Source organism: Seonamhaeicola sp. ABD4_175 (assembly GCF_056160885.1).
Genome location: NZ_JBSWYC010000001.1, coordinates 1,166,880 through 1,184,090, shown reverse-complemented (window position 1 = coordinate 1,184,090; position 17,211 = coordinate 1,166,880). Strand labels below are relative to the sequence as shown.

Annotated in this window: 13 protein-coding genes; 8 read left to right on the top strand and 5 right to left on the bottom strand. The window is 33.4% G+C overall.

The annotated features are described in order from the left end of the window. Nucleotides 1–10 precede the first annotated feature (10 nt). Nucleotides 11–580 (bottom strand): phosphoribosylglycinamide formyltransferase, encoded by a 570-nt coding sequence (gene purN, locus ACXAG4_RS04765; protein WP_475294927.1) that lies wholly within the window; start codon nt 578–580, stop codon nt 11–13. A gap of 186 nt (nt 581–766) precedes the next feature. Between purN and ACXAG4_RS04760 the strand changes: the two genes are divergently transcribed. The 5 genes from ACXAG4_RS04760 to pyk all read left to right on the top strand — a co-directional run bounded on the left by ACXAG4_RS04760 (nt 767) and on the right by pyk (nt 5,059). After that, nucleotides 767–1,000: an acyl carrier protein gene (locus ACXAG4_RS04760; RefSeq protein ID WP_076698750.1), complete on the top strand. Its 234-nt coding sequence runs from the start codon at nt 767–769 to the stop codon at nt 998–1,000. A gap of 12 nt (nt 1,001–1,012) precedes the next feature. After that, nucleotides 1,013–2,260, top strand: a complete 1,248-nt coding sequence (fabF, locus tag ACXAG4_RS04755; RefSeq protein ID WP_475294926.1) for a beta-ketoacyl-ACP synthase II — start codon at nt 1,013–1,015, stop codon at nt 2,258–2,260. A gap of 12 nt (nt 2,261–2,272) precedes the next feature. Further along, complete coding sequence (rnc, locus tag ACXAG4_RS04750; RefSeq protein WP_475294925.1) at nt 2,273–3,016, top strand: ribonuclease III; 744 nt, start codon at nt 2,273–2,275, stop codon at nt 3,014–3,016. A 118-nt stretch (nt 3,017–3,134) separates the two neighbouring features. Next, complete coding sequence (locus ACXAG4_RS04745; protein WP_475294924.1) at nt 3,135–3,617, top strand: IPExxxVDY family protein; 483 nt, start codon at nt 3,135–3,137, stop codon at nt 3,615–3,617. Beyond that, nucleotides 3,617–5,059: a pyruvate kinase gene (gene pyk, locus ACXAG4_RS04740; protein WP_475294922.1), complete on the top strand. Its 1,443-nt coding sequence runs from the start codon at nt 3,617–3,619 to the stop codon at nt 5,057–5,059. Before ACXAG4_RS04745 ends, pyk begins: the two co-directional genes overlap by 1 nt. 70 nt (nt 5,060–5,129) lie before the next feature. Here pyk and ACXAG4_RS04735 read toward each other — a convergent pair whose 3' ends face one another. The 3 genes from ACXAG4_RS04735 to dinB all read right to left on the bottom strand — a co-directional run bounded on the left by ACXAG4_RS04735 (nt 5,130) and on the right by dinB (nt 10,157). Beyond that, complete coding sequence (locus ACXAG4_RS04735) at nt 5,130–6,491, bottom strand: hypothetical protein (protein ID WP_475294921.1); 1,362 nt, start codon at nt 6,489–6,491, stop codon at nt 5,130–5,132. 13 nt (nt 6,492–6,504) lie between these two features. Continuing rightward, complete coding sequence (locus ACXAG4_RS04730; RefSeq protein WP_475294920.1) at nt 6,505–8,925, bottom strand: TonB-dependent receptor; 2,421 nt, start codon at nt 8,923–8,925, stop codon at nt 6,505–6,507. A 131-nt stretch (nt 8,926–9,056) separates the two neighbouring features. Next, a complete protein-coding gene (gene dinB / locus ACXAG4_RS04725) occupies nt 9,057–10,157 on the bottom strand; it encodes a DNA polymerase IV (RefSeq protein WP_475294919.1) in 1,101 nt (366 codons plus the stop codon). 89 nt (nt 10,158–10,246) lie between these two features. Here dinB and ACXAG4_RS04720 point away from each other — a divergent pair, with 89 nt between their 5' ends. From ACXAG4_RS04720 to ACXAG4_RS04710, 3 genes are all read left to right on the top strand, one after another. Continuing rightward, the gene (locus tag ACXAG4_RS04720; protein WP_475294918.1) at nt 10,247–10,714 is read left to right on the top strand and encodes a CYTH domain-containing protein; all 468 of its coding nucleotides are present in this window, start codon (nt 10,247–10,249) and stop codon (nt 10,712–10,714) included. A gap of 74 nt (nt 10,715–10,788) precedes the next feature. Further along, entirely contained in the window at nt 10,789–11,331 is a 543-nt protein-coding gene (locus ACXAG4_RS04715; RefSeq protein ID WP_475294917.1) for a YciI family protein, read from the top strand. Between the two features lie 104 nt (nt 11,332–11,435). After that, complete coding sequence (locus ACXAG4_RS04710) at nt 11,436–12,209, top strand: endonuclease/exonuclease/phosphatase family protein (protein WP_475294916.1); 774 nt, start codon at nt 11,436–11,438, stop codon at nt 12,207–12,209. 40 nt (nt 12,210–12,249) lie between these two features. Here the strand turns inward: ACXAG4_RS04710 and ACXAG4_RS04705 are convergent, their stop codons facing one another. Next, nucleotides 12,250–17,190 carry a LamG-like jellyroll fold domain-containing protein gene (locus ACXAG4_RS04705; RefSeq protein WP_475294915.1) on the bottom strand — a complete coding sequence of 1,647 codons (4,941 nt, stop codon included), beginning with the start codon at nt 17,188–17,190 and terminating at the stop codon, nt 12,250–12,252. Nucleotides 17,191–17,211 lie beyond the last annotated feature (21 nt).

Here is a 17,211-nt window from a genome sequence, read left to right as displayed (position 1 = left end):
CATTCTAAATTTATGAGTTATGTAGCAATTTTTCAACAACCTTTGGGAAGTGTTCCATTTCTAAGGCATGAATTTTTTTAGCTACATCATTAGCATTATCTGTTGGTAAAACGGTGCATTTGGCTTGAAAAATAGTGGCGCCTTCATCATAGTTTTCGTTTACATAATGTATTGTTATGCCTGTTTCAGTTTCGTTATTTTCCACAACTGCATTGTGTACGTGCATGCCGTACATACCCTTGCCACCAAACTTTGGTAGTAGTGCAGGGTGCACATTTATAACCTTATTTGGGAATTCATTTAAAATATTTTCAGGAAATTTCCATAAAAAACCTGCCAAAATAATAAGGTCTGGTTTTGCTGCTTTTAAAATGTTTAAAACATCATTAGTTTTAGTAAAAGCAATACGGTTAAATGATAGTGCGCTAACGTGTAATTTTTTAGCTCTATCTAAAACTTTGGCATGAGGATTGTTGGTAAGAACCTGAATAACAGATGCATTATCACTGTTTTGAAAAAACTTAATTAAATTTTCAGCATTAGATCCGCTACCGGATGCAAAAATTACTACACGTTTCATAATACAGCTTATAATGTTAAAATTGTTCCAACAAAAAAAAGAATAATTATTAACATTTAGTAGGTAAAAACAAATTACTTGAAAGTTATTTATTAAATTACAAACACATTTTTATGTTAATGGTGTGTTTTAAAAATAAAGTTTTTTATTTTTGCCAACTGAATTAAAACTTAAAATTAAAAAATTATGTCAGACATTGCATCAAGAGTAAAAGCGATTATCGTAGACAAATTAGGAGTAGATGAAAACGAAGTAGTTGCAGAAGCAAGCTTCACAAACGATTTAGGAGCAGACTCATTAGACACTGTAGAACTAATTATGGAATTTGAAAAAGAATTCGATATTCAAATCCCAGACGATCAAGCTGAAAACATTGCAACAGTAGGTCAAGCTATATCATACATAGAAGCTGCAAAATAAGCTATTATATTCATGGAATTAAAGAGAGTTGTAGTCACAGGTTTAGGAGCTTTAACACCAATAGGCAATACCAAAGATGAATATTGGGACGGCTTAATAAACGGTAAAAGCGGTGCTGCGCCTATAACATATTTTGACACCGAAAATTTTAAAACTAAGTTTGCTTGTGAGGTTAAAAACTTCAAAGTAACAGATTTTATAGACCGTAAAGAATCTAGAAAAATGGATAAGTTTGCGCAGTACGCTATGGTAGCTGCAGATGAAGCCATTGTAGATTCTGGTTTAAATCTAGACGAAGTAAATAAATTACGTGTAGGTGTTATTTGGGGAGCAGGAATTGGTGGGTTAGAAACATTTCAGCAAGAAGTATTAAACTATGCTGAAGGAAACGGATCACCAAGATTTAACCCATTCTTTATTCCTAAAATGATTGCCGATATAGCTCCGGCAAACATTTCCATAAAACATGGTTTTATGGGGCCTAATTACACAACAGTTTCTGCCTGCGCCTCTTCAGCAAACGCATTATTTGATGCATTAAACTCTATTAGACTAGGGTATACAGATGTAGTTGTAACAGGAGGAAGTGAAGCAGCAGTAACTATTGCAGGTATGGGAGGCTTTAATGCAATGCATGCACTATCAACAAGAAATGAAAGTCCAGAAACAGCATCAAGACCTTTTGATGGAAACAGAGATGGTTTTGTTTTAGGCGAAGGCGCTGGAGCTCTAATTCTTGAAGAATATGAACATGCAAAAGCTAGAGGCGCTAAAATTTATGCCGAAGTTGCAGGAGGTGGTTTATCTTCTGATGCTTACCATATGACAGCGCCACACCCAGAAGGCTTAGGTGTAGTTGAGGTTATGAAAAATTGTTTAGAAAATGCAGGACTAAAACCTGAAGATGTAGACCATATTAACACACATGGAACATCTACACCACTTGGTGATGTGGCCGAACTTAAAGCCATATCAAAAGTATTTGGTAGTCATGCAAAAAACATAAATATTAATTCAACAAAATCAATGACAGGCCACCTTTTAGGTGCCGCAGGTGCTATTGAGGCTATTGCAAGTATTTTAGCAATAGAACACAGTATTGTACCACCAACAATTAACCACACTACGGTTGATGAAAACATTGATGCTGAGTTAAATTTAACACTAAACAAAGCTCAAAAACGCGAGGTAAATGTAGCAATGAGTAATACATTTGGATTTGGCGGTCATAACGCTTGTGTATTATTCAAGAAAATATAGATAGAATCCCGAGTGAAAAACATTCGTAACATACTAAATTCCCGTTTTAAACGCAACGGGAATTTTTTTATGGAATTAACCCAAATACTAGGGTTTAAGCCTAAAAATATTTTATATTTTAAAAAGGCATTTACGCACAGGTCTATGAATTTAAAAGACGCTGAAGGTAATGCCATAAATTATGAACGCTTAGAGTTTTTAGGTGATGCCATGTTAAGCGCCGTAATAGCCTGCCATTTATACCAAGAAGTACCAAGTGGAGATGAAGGTTACTTAACAAAAATGCGCTCTAAAGTAGTAAGTAGAGAGCATTTAAATGAGTTAGGTAAAGAGCTTAACTTAATAAAGTTAGTACAAAGCAAAATACCTGAAGGACAATTTGGTGATAACATACACGGCAATCTTTTTGAAGCCTTAGTAGGCGCCATTTTTCTAGATAGAGGCTATAAACACTGCGAAAAATTTATATTTAAGCGTGTTATTATTCCGTATGTAGATATTGAAAAACTTGAGGGTAAAGTAATAAGTTACAAGAGTTTACTTATTGAATGGTGCCAAAAAGAGAAAAAAACTTTTAACTACAATGTATATGATGATACCGGTAATGACGATGTTAGGCATTTTTCGGTAAAACTATCAATAGACAATAAAATTGTAGCTAAAGCCCGAGCAACTTCAAAAAAGAAAGCTGAAGAAAAAGCATCAAAGCGTGCGTTTTTTGCATTTCAAAATAAAATATCAAAAATGTTAGAATAAATTTCGGTTAAAAAAGAAATTAACTATAACGTTTTAGTTGGCTTTATCTTTAAGATTAAGTAAATACTAACCCAATTCAACATTATAAATATTATATTTACGCCAATTATATTTGGGTATGGCAATACACAAACTTGTTTTAGATGATGTTGAAGCAGACCTATATACCTTAGTGGCAATACACTGCGCACTTGAAGATTATAGGCTAGCATATCTATTAAATAAGTTTTTAGGAATAACGCTTACAAGAAAACCTTCAGATTTAGATTTTAACAATGGAGAATTTACCTATTCAATTTTTGAGTGGGAAGACTGTAAGCAACAAACCCTTTGGAGCTTAGCAAAAAATGTGTGTAAAACCGAAGTATATAGGCAAGGTAACAACAACTCATTGTTTAATTTACAAGAAAAAACAACCAAGATAAATTACCTATTACCAGAATTTAAAAAAGTAAATTATCTTTTAAAAATAGAAGACCAAATTAACTTAAGCAAACAAAAGCATATACTTAATAGTATTTTAAAAATACCACAAGTTGCTACGGCTTACAGTATAGAAACCAATCAATTAAAATCTAAGGACCATTTAATTTTTAGCTAATGTCACAAAGAAAAAAAACCAAAATAGTAGCTACCTTAGGACCCGCTACAAGCAGTAAAGAAGTATTAAAAGGCATGCTTGATGAAGGTGCTAACGTGTTCAGAATAAATTTTTCTCATGCAGATTATGATGATGTAAGTGAACGCATAAAAATGATAAGAGAGCTCAATGATGAGTACGGTTACACTGCTTCAATTTTAGCAGATTTACAAGGACCAAAACTACGCGTTGGGGTAATGAAAGAAGAAGTTGTTGTAAACCCAGGTGACGAAATAGTTTTTGCAACAGGCGAACGTTTTGAAGGCACAAAAGAACGTGTTTACATGACCTACAAAAGCTTTCCACAAGACGCAAAACCAGGTGAACGCATTCTTTTAGATGACGGAAAATTAATTTTTGAAGTTGTGTCTTCAGATTTAAAAAGTGAAGTAAAAGCTAAAGTAATTCAAGGTGGTCCGTTAAAATCTAAAAAAGGTGTAAACTTACCAAACACCAATATTTCTCAACCAGCACTAACAGAAAAGGATATAAAAGATGCCATTTTTGCTATTAGCCAAGAGGTAGATTGGATAGCACTGTCTTTTGTGCGTCATGCCGAAGATTTAGTTGAATTACAAGATTTAATTAAAGAACACAGTGAACACAAAATACCAATTGTAGCCAAAATTGAAAAACCAGAGGCTATTGAAAATATTGATAAAATTGTAGCACAATGTGATGGTATTATGGTAGCTAGAGGTGATTTAGGTGTTGAAATTCCTGCTGCCGATGTACCTTTAGTACAAAAGCAATTAGTTTTACGTGCCAAAAAAGCAAGAATACCGGTTATTATTGCAACTCAAATGATGGAAACCATGATTTCTAGTTTAACACCAACTAGAGCAGAGGTTAATGATGTTGCAAACTCTGTTATGGATGGTGCCGATGCCGTAATGCTATCTGGTGAAACATCGGTTGGTAAATATCCTGTACAGGTAATTAGGCAAATGTCTAGTATTTTAACAAGTGTTGAAGATTCTCCATTAATTAAAGTACCACAATTACCACCACATATTCGCACAAACCGATATATTACAAAATCTATATGTTATCACGCTGCTAATATGGCTAATGAAATTGATGCGAAAGCAATTTCAACATTAACTAATAGTGGTTATACAGCGTTTCAAATTTCGGCTTGGAGACCATCTTGTCATATTTTAGTATTCACTTCAAACAAGCGTATTTTAACCCGTTTAAGTTTACTTTGGGGTGTAAGAGCTTTTTATTATGATAGGTTTGTAAGTACAGATGAAACTATTGAAGATGTAAATAAAATGGCTTGTGAAAAAGGCTATTTAGAAGAAGGCGATATGTTAGTAAGTTTAGCCGCAATGCCAATTCAAGAAAAGGGTATGGTTAATACATTAAGAGTAACTGAAATTACAAGCTGTAGCTTTTAATTTTATAATATAAACTAAAAAAAGAGAGACTTTTTGTCTCTCTTTTTTTATGCATTACGGTTAAGGGTTTTTACCAAGCTCCAATAAAGTGGCTGCCATCAACATTTACTAATTCAGCCCCTTTTGTTACCTCGCCAGTTTCGGTATCTACAACGTAAATATTACCATTTTTACCAACAGGTGCAGCAGCTAAGTAAATCTCGTTTCCGTCAACTGCGTAACTTTGGTATTGAAACATTTCCATATCTACTTCATAAGGAATACCTTCTAGTTTAGTGGCTGTTTTAGCATTTAAATCTACTAATGCAAAATAAGATTCTGGTCTTCCAGAAATACCATCTTGAGAACCATCGTGACGGTAAGCTAATACAGCTTTGCCATTAGCTGCTGGTCTCCAAGCTAAAACGTAAGCTCCTGTAACACCTAAAGCATCATCTAAATTAAAATCGTAGTTATCGTCGTATTGGTTATTTGCATTAATTTTTAAGATGTGCGAACCGTTAGGATCGCTTTGGTTTGCTTGGTAAACACTGCCATTGTATAGAAATGAGTTTATGCTACGGTAACCGTTTGTGTTACCATTGCTTATACCCGAAGTAATTATTGTTGGATTGGTTAACGCTGGGTAATCTAATACAATAGTTTTAGAACCTAAAATTTCGTAATCGCTTTCTCTTTCTACGGTTATAGGATCTACTTTTCTTACACGGGCACCAATATAAATTTTATCGCCAGCAGCATTAAGTGTTGGCATATCGATTCTATCAATGTAATAACCATTTGCAGCATCTTCATCGCTAAGTGTAAAAGTAGATTCTTCGAAGTTTTTAATTAATGAATTTTCTAAATCTAAAGTAACAACACCCATGTTCGATACAGTGTGTGTGTAAACATCATCTGTTTCATCATCAGGAGTGCCATTATCATCAAATTGATGTTCTGCTGAAACATATACAGCTGCACCTGTTTTGTCGCCATCAAAAAGTTTTATCCAACGTGGTGCTGAACCTACGTATGGCGCTATATTAACTTCAGAACCTGTTGGTGTAAAGTTTTGACCTCCGTTTACGGTATATTTTGAGTAGTTACCACCAGTATCACCCGCATAACTAATATTAAAAATAGTACTACCATCTTGAGAAGCTTGTAAACGTGCCGTACGGTTAGATGGTACAATAAAACCATTGTCGAAAGGTGCGATAGATTTAGTTTCGTCTTTTGCATCATCGCTACTTAACGCATAAATTAAAGTACCTCCGTTACCATCACCAGGGTTATCACCCATTCTAGCGGCCGCAACGGTAATCCAGCGACTTTCTTCTTGTTTTTCTTCTTCAGTAGGGTTGCTATCGTCTTCGCTACAGCTTACAGTAAGTACTAAGGCACTTAATGCTAATGATATGGTTTTTAAGTTGAAAAATTGATTTTTCATGTTATAGTTATTTTTAGAATTTATTAATGAAATAATTAAGTTTTAAATAGAAGGCTCTACCTGGTTTTGGTACTCTTAAATTGTCGTAAAGTGGTTTGTCGAAAATATTTTTTGCGTCGAAACTTATTACAAATTTATTGTTTGGGAAATTGTACGAAAACCCAAAGTCTTGAGCAATTTGTCTTGGTACTTCAAAAAATTCGTTGCCTGTAGTATTGTTTCCTTGTGGAGGTAAATACGAAAAGGTTTCGGTAAAATATGCCGAGTAAAACAGATTTAGATTACTGTTTTTTAAAAATACATTTTTTAAATTATAATTTAAGCCAGCGTTCATTGTAAAAAACGGTATGTTAGGCACATCTATTTCTACACCACGATTAACTACTTTTAAGTTTAATTTTGTGATATTATAGTTAAATCTTAAACGTTTATTATAGCTATAATTTAAGGTTGCTTCAATACCTCTTGATGTACCATCGCCTTGATTTTCGTAAAGAATAAGTTCTTCGTCTGGAACACGCTCAATAGGTAAACCGATACGTTGTTTTATATTTCTAGTAAATAAATTTGTAGAAATTGTAAACTCATGTTTATTAATATTAAATGCCCCAAAACGAAAGCCTAAATTGTAATTATTACTACTTTCTGGGTTAATAAATGGGTTTGGCACAACGTTATCGCCATCGTTACCAAAAACTTCAGTTTCATTTGGTAATCGAATAGCTTTTTCGGCAGAGGCTAACAGTGTAACCTCAGGAATTATGGCATAAGAACCTGCAAAACCATAACCTGTATATTTTTTGTTACTACTTACAATTTCATCTACTATAATGTCGTTACCTTGATCATCTTGTTGGATTTCGGGATCTTTACTAATCCTTTTTTGCTGATAGAATTTAACAAAAGTGCTGGTTTTTAGCTTTTTATCAAATGCGGTTAACTCATAAGTAAATGCGTAAATATTTTTGTGCAAATCACGGGTACCTGTAAAGGCATTTTCTGTTGCAGAAGCATATTCGTCTCTATCTTTTCTGTCAAGAGCACTATAAAAATGATTAAATAAGAATTTGTGGCTATTATTAATTTTATAAGAAATACCTGTTCTAACTGAAGCTACATTACGTGATATGTAGTTTTCAACAGGGCCAAATTCATTTTTTTCTTGTTGAGATCCCCAAGAGTATTGGTACTCTTCACCTCTAAAATTTATAGCTCTTTCTCCATTCCAGCTATAAGCCCAAGCTAAGGTATCGCTAGTTACTTGGTTACGTTTACCATAAGACCCAATTACATTAACATCTAAGCCTTTGGTTAATAAGTCTTTCTTTTGATAGGTAAGATTTCCTAAAAGAACATCAGATTCTCTAAAGCGGTCTTTATAAGGCGTAATGGTAACAAAAGCACCATGTTGTATTTCTTTGTAATCATCAGATCCTGTAACTCCAACAAAAAATTGATCTGCCCATGTAACGTTTGTAAAACCAATTTCGGCGGTACCGCCAGTAGAACGGTAGGCATCGTTAAAACGTCTTGCTGTAATTGGCGTTTGTACACCACCTAAACCAGTAACTTTTACTTGTCCGCCAGAAATTTTATAGTCGTTATCAGAATAGTTGTGAAACCCTGAAGCTTTTACAGTAAATCCTGATTTTTCGGCACGGTATAATCCATTTATACTAGTTTGCAAAGTGTTAAACGACCCGTAAGAAACAGAGGCGTTAAAGTTAGAAGTTGTGGTATCATGAAGTACTATGTTTATGGCTCCACCTAGAGCATCATCTGCTAAATGCCCTGGTACCACGCCTTTATAAACCTCAATACGTTTAATCATTGATGGTGGAATACTGTTTAAACTAAACGATGAACCGTAAATTGAGATAGGAATACCATTTATAAAAATACGAACAGAACTTCCTGTTAAACCATTTAAACTATATTCTACGCGAGACCCTAATCCGCCATTTTGTCTCAGTTTTACACCAACCGATGTATTTAACAGCTCGTTAGTTTGTATGTTTCTAACACTTGCTTCTTTAGTTTCTATTACATTTACCGCAAAACCTTCGTCTTCTATTTGGCGCTTTTCGGTTTTGGTTTGGATTAATACTTCCTGTAAATCTTGGTAGCTTGTTAATTCTAAAACAATATTAATCGACTTATTTTTTGAGTTTATGACGATTTGTTTCGTTGAGCTTTTTGCATTTAATGAAGATGTAATTAAAGTGTAATTACCATAAGGTAAGTTGTTAAAAGCAAACTCACCATTTATACCTGCAGATGTTTCTTTTTTTAAATGCTCATTTTGAATAACAATTGATGCACCTAAAGCTGGTTTGTTATTATCAAATAACACATAACCCGAAAGTGTAGTGTTTTGAGAAAAAATACTTAAACTATAACAAACTGCTACTAAGAATAATACCGACTTTGCCAAAATACTGGTTTTAAATTTCGGACAAAATTACATTTATTTAGACTAAGTCCAAATAAAAACAGATGTTTTTTTAGAATGAATATAAATAAGTTTTTAGCTATTAAATGAAGGATTAATTTTTTTTATTTACGCTAAAACCCAAACTTCAATTGCACACTCACGCTCTTTTTATCTGGTTTTTTTTCGGGCTTTTCAGTGTTTAAATTAGATAATGAAATGCCTAAAAGCCTTACGGAGTTTTGTAGTTTTTCTTGGTAAAGTAAATTTTTTGCAGTTTCTAAAATTATACTTTTATCACTTATAAAATAGGGTAATGTTTTGCTGCGTGTTTGTAATGAAAAATCACTGTATTTAATTTTTAAAGTTACTGTTTTGCCAGCTACATTACTTTTGTTTAGCCGTTTAGATACTTCTGCAGCAATATGTTTAAGTTTTTCAAGCATAAATACTTCGCTTGATAAATTTTCACTAAAAGTACGTTCGGCAGCTAAACTTTTTCGGGTGCGGTGTGGTTTTACTTCACTGGTATGAACGCCTCTTACAATGTAATAGTAATATGCACCAGATTTACCAAAGTTGGCTTCTAAATATTCTAGTGATTTTTGTTTTAAGTCGGCACCTGTAAAAATGCCTTTTTGGTACATTTTTTCGGCAGTTACTTTACCAACACCATAAAATTTTCTAATATCCAAATCTTCAAGAAACTGTAAAACTTCTTCGGGGTTTACCGTTTTTTGTCCGTTAGGTTTATTATAGTCACTAGCAACTTTAGCAATAAATTTATTAATAGAAATACCTGCAGATGCTGTAAGGCCAATGTTGTTTAAAATACGTTCACGAATTTCTTTAGCAATTAAAGAGGCACTTGGATTTCCTTTTTTATTTTGGGTAACATCTAAATAGGCTTCATCTAACGATAGCGGTTCCACTAAATCAGTATAATCGTAAAAAATGGCTCTAATACGTTTTGAAATTTCAGAATAACGTTCAAAATTAGGTTTCACAAAAATTAAATCAGGACATAATTTAGCCGCCAAATTACCAGACATAGCACTTTTAACCCCAAATTTTCTTGCTTCGTAACTAGCTGCACTAACAACACCACGTTTACCGCCACCACCAACAGCAATGGGCTTTCCCTTTAGTTCAGGATTATCCATTTGCTCAACCGATGCGTAAAAAGCATCCATATCTACATGAATAATTTTTCGTTTTGGTAAATTATTAAACATACCACAAAATTATGCTAATTTTGAATACAAAAACACAATTTAACTACTTTTGAAATTGAGGTTTTTTGTTAATATAAATAGCAAAAATTATGATAGAAATAGAACGGAAATTTTTAGTTAAAAACACCAATTTTAAAGCACAAGCAACTAACAAAACTAAAATTTTACAAGGCTTTTTAAACACTCATAAAGAACGAACAGTAAGGGTTAGAATAAAAGGAGATATTGGTTTTTTAACCGTTAAAGGAAAAACATCTGAAAACGGCTTGTCTAGGTTTGAATGGGAAAAACAAATACCTTATAACGAAGCTACTAGTTTATTAAATATTTGTGAACCCGGTGTTATAGATAAAATTCGTTATGAAGTACAAGTAAAAAACCATACTTTTGAAGTAGATGAGTTTTTTGGTGATAACCAAGGTTTAATTGTTGCTGAAGTTGAATTAAATAACGAAAATGAAGCATTTGAAAAACCAAGTTGGTTGGGTGATGAAGTTACCGGAAACGTGAAATATTACAATTCTCAATTAAGTAAAAACCCCTTTAGTAATTGGTAATAAAAATAAAGCGCCGTTAAATAATAATTTTTACAATGTTTTTATTGAACTTAGTAAAACCAAAACCCTAAAACATGAAAAAAGCATTGTTTGCATTAAGTTTTTTAGCTATTGTAGTTTCTTGTAAAGAAGAAACCAAAGCAAGCTTACCCGATATAAAACAAGTTGTTAAAGAAGAAACAACTAAAAAACAAGACACTGTTAAGTTAGTTGAAGTTGTAAAACCTAAAACTAAACAGCAAATAAAACAAGAGCTTAAAGAAAAAGGTTTTGAGGTTTTTGATTATGTTGACGAAAAAACTAAAGACACCGTTTTAATGCAACAATACTTTATAGCATTTTTAAAAAGCGGTCCAATACGCACACAAAACGAAGAAGAAGCGGCACAAATACAAAAAGAACATTTAGAACATTTAGGCAAAATGTATGAACTTGGTTATGCTGATATTTCTGGGCCATTTGGTGACGATGGTGATATTAGAGGTATTACCATTTACAATGTGCCAACCCTAAAAATGGCCGATAGTTTAGCAAAATCTGATCCGGCAGTAAAAGCAGGTCGTTTAGAAATTGAAATACATCCGTGGTGGGCAGCAAAAGGATTTCCGTTACGTTAATTTTAAAAATTTTCAGGCTTATTTTTCAAGTTATAAATATAGCCTGTGTTGCCGCACTTTTAGCAATTCATTTTATAATAAAAGAAAGTACGTTTAAAACATCATTGTTTTTTTACAGCTTTCCGTTGCCTGTAATTATTGGTGTTATACTCATACTTTCAGTATTTATTGGTAAAAAATTTAGAAGAATTAACGTAGCATTAGCAGGTGTACTTTTACTAATTTGGTTAACCCGAAGTTTTAAAATTAGTATTGCTGAAAGTATTAAAAGTACTGATGTTGAAATTGTTTTTTGGAATGCATCTCACGATAGAGATTTTACCGATGTTTTTGAAGAATTTGAAACCATTCCTGATGTTATTGTATTATCTGAATACCATGGAAAAAAAATAGAAGAAACAAAAAAACAATATCCTAATTATTATTTTTATGAAAACCAAAACGAAGCAATTGCTGTGTTTTCAAAACAACCAATTTTAGTAAAAAGTGTTAAACCATCAAAATACAATTCAACAGTTATAAATTTTGAAACTCATAACACAAACTTTTATGCGGTTGACGTTTCAGGAAGTTTTGATGTTCCCAGAAGTTGGGAGCTCAATTTTGTTACCAAAAACATATTAAACAATGAAAATACGTTGGTTTTGGGCGATTTTAATGTGCCTTATGAATCTAAATTATTAAAACCTTTAAAAACTAATTTTAATCATGCTTTTAACAAAAAAGGGTTTGGTTTTAGAGAAACGTGGTTTTATAATTTACCATTATTATCTCTAGATTATATTTGGGTTTCAAAAGACTTAAAAATTTTAAAAACCGAAAAAGTATGCACGTTTAAAAGCGATCATGCTATAATTAAAACTGTTATACGCCATTAGTTTTTTAAATGTGCCGTTAATAAAATTTGCATAACAACACTTAATTATTTATTATTATTTTTTTACTCAATTTAAATGCATTTGAATATATTTTAGTTATGTAAACCCCATCTGCAAGGTTTACTGGCATTTCAATTTTACTTTCTGAAGTATTAGTGGCGTATTCAAATACTTTTTGACCTAATGTATTTATAAGTTCTGCCTTTTCTATGAAATGATTCTTAGAATTAATAATTGTAAGGTTTTGATTTTTAAAATACAATACTACTTCATCTTCTAATGCTTTATTTTCAGTAGATAAACTTTGTTGGTTAGAGCTAAAAACTATTTCGAATCTATCGTTTATTTCCCCTGCTTCAACTGTTGTTATATATTTAGATTTTGTTAAATCATGATATGAACCATTTGTATTGTCTCTTAAATAAATTCTTCTGTTAGCAAGATTTTCTAAGGTATCAATTTCAATTTCAATTACTCCACCATTTTTAGTGTTTATTCCTAGTGGTAAATTTTGTGCTTCGTCAAAATTATCTACAGCCTGAATTACAAGAGGCGTATTGTTAAGAAGCCAGTACATGTCGTCATTAATAGATTCATTTAAAATAGCTTCATAACCTAAATCAAAATCTTTTGATGCATTAGGGTCAACACCAACTAATAATTGACGGTGGTACCCATCGGGAGAATTAAAGTTTAATCTTATTTTTTCTCTGGTATCATTATTTGATTTGGCTAACGCTCCTTTAATTTTAGATTTTAAAAAAGTTGAAGGATCAGCGGATTCTGTTTTAAAATCACGTTGACTATTTTTAAATACAATATCTCCACCTATAATGGGTTGCGTTAAATTTGGGTCATTATCAACACCATCTTCGGTACTATCTCCTAAAGAGTTATCTGTTGTTGTAGACACAAAAAATCCTTGACCAATGGGAATATATCTTTCAGGAATTTTGGTTCCTAAATCTCCATTATCATCAATTAAGGCATTGTTTGAAACAGCTGGAGCTCCTCCCATTAAAGTATAGGTGGCGTAACCACCAACATATTGTTTTAATGCATGGCTTCCTCCCCCAAAATGTTCCCAAAAATATAAAGCGCCATTAATTATGTTTCCTGAGGTATTTCTTCCGCCATCTGCCACACCAATATTGTCTAATATAAATTCTCTAGCATCTATTGCAGAAGGGTAAGGGTTGCCAATTAAATAATCGTTATTTGGGTCTATTGTTAAGGTGATATCACCATTGTTGGGAGTGCCTTTAAATACGTAATTTTTTTCATTACTAATTGCACCAGTACCAGGGCCTTTCATGGTAAACCCTTCTCCTATATTAATTACTTTATTACTTCTTACTTGTTGCCATTGTGAATAATCTCCAGCAGAACTATTGCTATATTTCCATATCCAATAATCTGCTATTTCTATTGGAGATGACGTATTATTTCCGTCATAATTACTACCGCTAACAAAATTAATTGGCATTGGGTTATTAGGATCTTCTCCATCTAATAAAATATCTGCAACAGTATACGTTTCGTCTCCATCAATAAAGGCATTGGGGTTAGCAGTATGTACGGGAGAAGACCAAAAATTATAAGTATAGCGATTTTCTGTTCCTTGCTGATCTCTTTCTAAAGTACCAGAACTTGACCCATCAATTATACTACCACTAGTTTGAACAAGTTGAGATTCTCCTTGTAAATCTATTGTTCCATCTAACTTTAAGTACCAGTTATTATATAGTCCTTTATCTGAAGAAACAGTTAATTCTACACCAGTATCTACTACAAGTCCAATCATTCCTTGAGTACTGTATGAGCCGTTAAGCGTTACATTATTTTTTATATGTACTATTGAGACATCATCACTATTATTTTGTTTAGATGTTATATCCCAAACATTACCATGTAACCACGTAGATGCATCTGTCCAATTACCATCTGAAGAAGTTTCATATGGTAAAGGAGCCGTTTGAAAGTAAATATCCTTGATATTATACAATTTAGCGCCAGATGCCAAATTACTAACTACATCATCGGTATAAGAATCCATTTTATAATATCTGGATAAGGTGCCTGCTAATGCTCCCGATATGTTTGTTGAAATAAAACTACCTTGTTGGGCGGTATTTAATTCTTGATAAACCATACGTTGTAGCTCGTCTTTTGTAAGTGCTTTAGAAAACAATCTTGCTTCATCAATTTCTCCATGGAAGTAATTACTATCGGTATCTGGTGTTCTACCAAGGGTAAAGCTGGAAGCGTCAACGGGCAATGCCCCTGAAATTGTGTTATTAGCTATTTCATTACCGTTAATGTATAATTTAAACTCTCCATCTGTACTGTTATATGTGGCAGCTATATGAACCCAAATTCCTGTAATTATTATGGTACTTTCTAAAGTGGTTCCATTGGCATAGGCTCTAGCTAAGCTACCACTTGTTATCATTAAATAAAAATTATCTTGACCTACAATAACCCTTTCTCCAGATGCTCCCGGTTCTATTTTAATCCAAGCCATTAGTGTTGCATTGGGCCAACCACTTGTTACAGAGCTTTCTTCAACATAATCATTTCTACCATCAAAGAACAAGGTGTAAGAATCGTTTAAATTTCGTGGTGATCCGTATGTTGTATTATCGGTATCAAAAGCATCTAATAGTCCGTCTTCATCAGTATCTGTATTTCCATCTATAACACCGTCATTGTCTCCATCTAAGGCAGTGTAAATGGTACGGTCTATGTCGCTTCCGTTTGATGGGTTATTAGTGTTATCTTCACTATCTATATCTCTATAGTTTGGAATGCCATCTCCATCATCATCTAAAGGATCTGCGTAGCTGCTTCCAAAGTCATTCCCATCAGCATCATCGTCATTAGTATCTATTATGGTTAAAATACCATCGCCGTCTGCATCATCGTTATCAATTTTGTTTACAAAATCTTCATTATCTAATCCATTACCAACACCATCTCCGTTAATATCAACATCACCCTTATGGTCGTTTTCAACATTGTCAAAAATACCATCGTTATCTGAATCTAGATCTAAGTAATCCGGAACACCATCAGAATCTGTATCTCTGTAAGATGTTGGTGGTGTTTCGTAAGAATCATGTACCCCGTTATTATTACTATCAACCCAACCCGTACCAAATAATGTGGCGTCTTTATCAGGGTCTGCAAAACCTAACTCAACTACATTTGGAATGCCGTCATCATCGTTATCTAAATCTGTGATATCAGGAACCCCATCTTCATCTATATCACATAAAGTCTGTTTTACAAAAATGTCATCTATAGCTAAGTCGTTACCCGCTCCACCAGGGCTTTGGTTTGTTAATCTTACCGTAAATTGTGTGTAAGCTGAATTAAATGTTGCTGAAATATCTACCCAATCTCCGGTTGTATAATTGGATGTTGGAGCAATTAAACCAGAAGACGTAGAAGCAATTACAGTATTGGTAGGATCTAATACTTCTATAAGAACAGAAGGTCTATTTCTAGAAGCAATTCCAGGCGCATCAGCTCTATCTAAATTAATAATAGAAAAACCATATGTTACATCAACCCCAGAGGTTACACCCGTTATGGTAGTTTCATAAAAAACACCAGCTGCATAATCTGCGTTAAACATAGCCATTCTACCATTAGTATCTCCAGAAGTATGATCAAGTCCCGGATACCAATATACATCTGCCCAAGATGCTACTTCGCCATTAGGTGTATCATTAAAACCATCTGCATCTGCAGCTTGGTAATATGCTACATACGAACCGTCATTTAAATTTATAGTGCCGCCACAAGTGCCTGTTCCGTCTTCATAGCAATATGATGCGCCTGTAATACTTGTTCTGGTTGTGCCAGAGCCAAAGTCTTCGTTTAAAAAAATAACATCTGTGGTGTTGCCTATTGGGTTATTTATACAGATAGATTGTTCTTCTGAATCTAGAATACCATCATTATCATCATCACCATCAATATTATCAGGAACCCCATCACCATCGGTATCAGGGAAAGTTTGTACGCCATTACCATCTACTAAAAAAGTGTACGAAGGGTTGGTAGCGTCATCTGAATTTACTGTAACTGTAGCGGAATAATTGGTAATTGTTGAAGGGTTAAAAGCAACTGAAAATGTTTCAGAATTTCCTGCTGCAATTACCGCGTTATCTGGTTGGTCTGAGATAGTAAACACGCCGCTTGGATCTGTAATAGGTAAAGTTAGTGTAAGTGCAGAGGTATTATTATTAGTAATAGTATATGTTTTTTCTAAGGGTATACTATTAATATCATAAGAGCCGTAGGCTGTATTGTTAGCTGTATTTGTAGTTGTACTGCCTGAATTAATAGCATTACCGTTTCCCGAAATTTCCATTACACCCGCGGCGCTTCCGGTGATATTAATGGTATAATCTTCAACATCTCCTCTATAAGTATTGGTGAAGTTACAACCATCTGCAGAAATAACAGCGCCATTACCAGAACACGAAGAACAATATGAGCCTTGAATTCTTAGTCTGGCAGTGCCGCTTATTGCAGCAGGGTCTATAGTAAAAGACCCAGATTTAGTTTGGGTTTTGTGAGGACTATTATTTGTATACGCCCCAGAATCATAAACTTGGGTAAAATTTCCATTGTTATTGTAGTCTATCCAGATTCTAATTTTTACATCTCCCCACTTCTTGCCTCCTTTATCATTTAATATTGAAAAGTTATAGGTGTTTCCAGCAGTCATATCAACAGATATAGCTGTGTAATCTGTATAACGTGTATTAGAATTTGAATTATTAATTTCGGCTACAGAATTATCTCCATCTATAGTTACATTAGAAATGTGATGTCCGTCCCAATTAACTAAATCATTACTTCCTAAAGAATTAATATTGTATGAGCATTGGCTATTAGTTTTATTAATACATAGTGTTATGTATACTAAAAGTAATATACCCCTTGAGAGCATGTAGGTTATTTTCATGTGTGAGAGACTTAAGAGTAG

Bases quoted from the DNA above. Each gene is read 5' to 3' on its own strand.
- ACXAG4_RS04705 (WP_475294915.1), bottom strand. From the start codon at position 17,190: ATGAAAATAACCTACATGCTCTCAAGGGGTATATTACTTTTAGTATAC.
- ACXAG4_RS04715 (WP_475294917.1), top strand. From the start codon at position 10,789: ATGAAAAAAGCATTGTTTGCATTAAGTTTTTTAGCTATTGTAGTTTCT.
- ACXAG4_RS04720 (WP_475294918.1), top strand. From the start codon at position 10,247: ATGATAGAAATAGAACGGAAATTTTTAGTTAAAAACACCAATTTTAAA.
- purN (WP_475294927.1), bottom strand. From the start codon at position 580: ATGAAACGTGTAGTAATTTTTGCATCCGGTAGCGGATCTAATGCTGAA.
- ACXAG4_RS04735 (WP_475294921.1), bottom strand. From the start codon at position 6,491: ATGAAAAATCAATTTTTCAACTTAAAAACCATATCATTAGCATTAAGT.
- ACXAG4_RS04760 (WP_076698750.1), top strand. From the start codon at position 767: ATGTCAGACATTGCATCAAGAGTAAAAGCGATTATCGTAGACAAATTA.
- ACXAG4_RS04745 (WP_475294924.1), top strand. From the start codon at position 3,135: ATGGCAATACACAAACTTGTTTTAGATGATGTTGAAGCAGACCTATAT.
- dinB (WP_475294919.1), bottom strand. From the start codon at position 10,157: ATGTTTAATAATTTACCAAAACGAAAAATTATTCATGTAGATATGGAT.
- pyk (WP_475294922.1), top strand. From the start codon at position 3,617: ATGTCACAAAGAAAAAAAACCAAAATAGTAGCTACCTTAGGACCCGCT.
- fabF (WP_475294926.1), top strand. From the start codon at position 1,013: ATGGAATTAAAGAGAGTTGTAGTCACAGGTTTAGGAGCTTTAACACCA.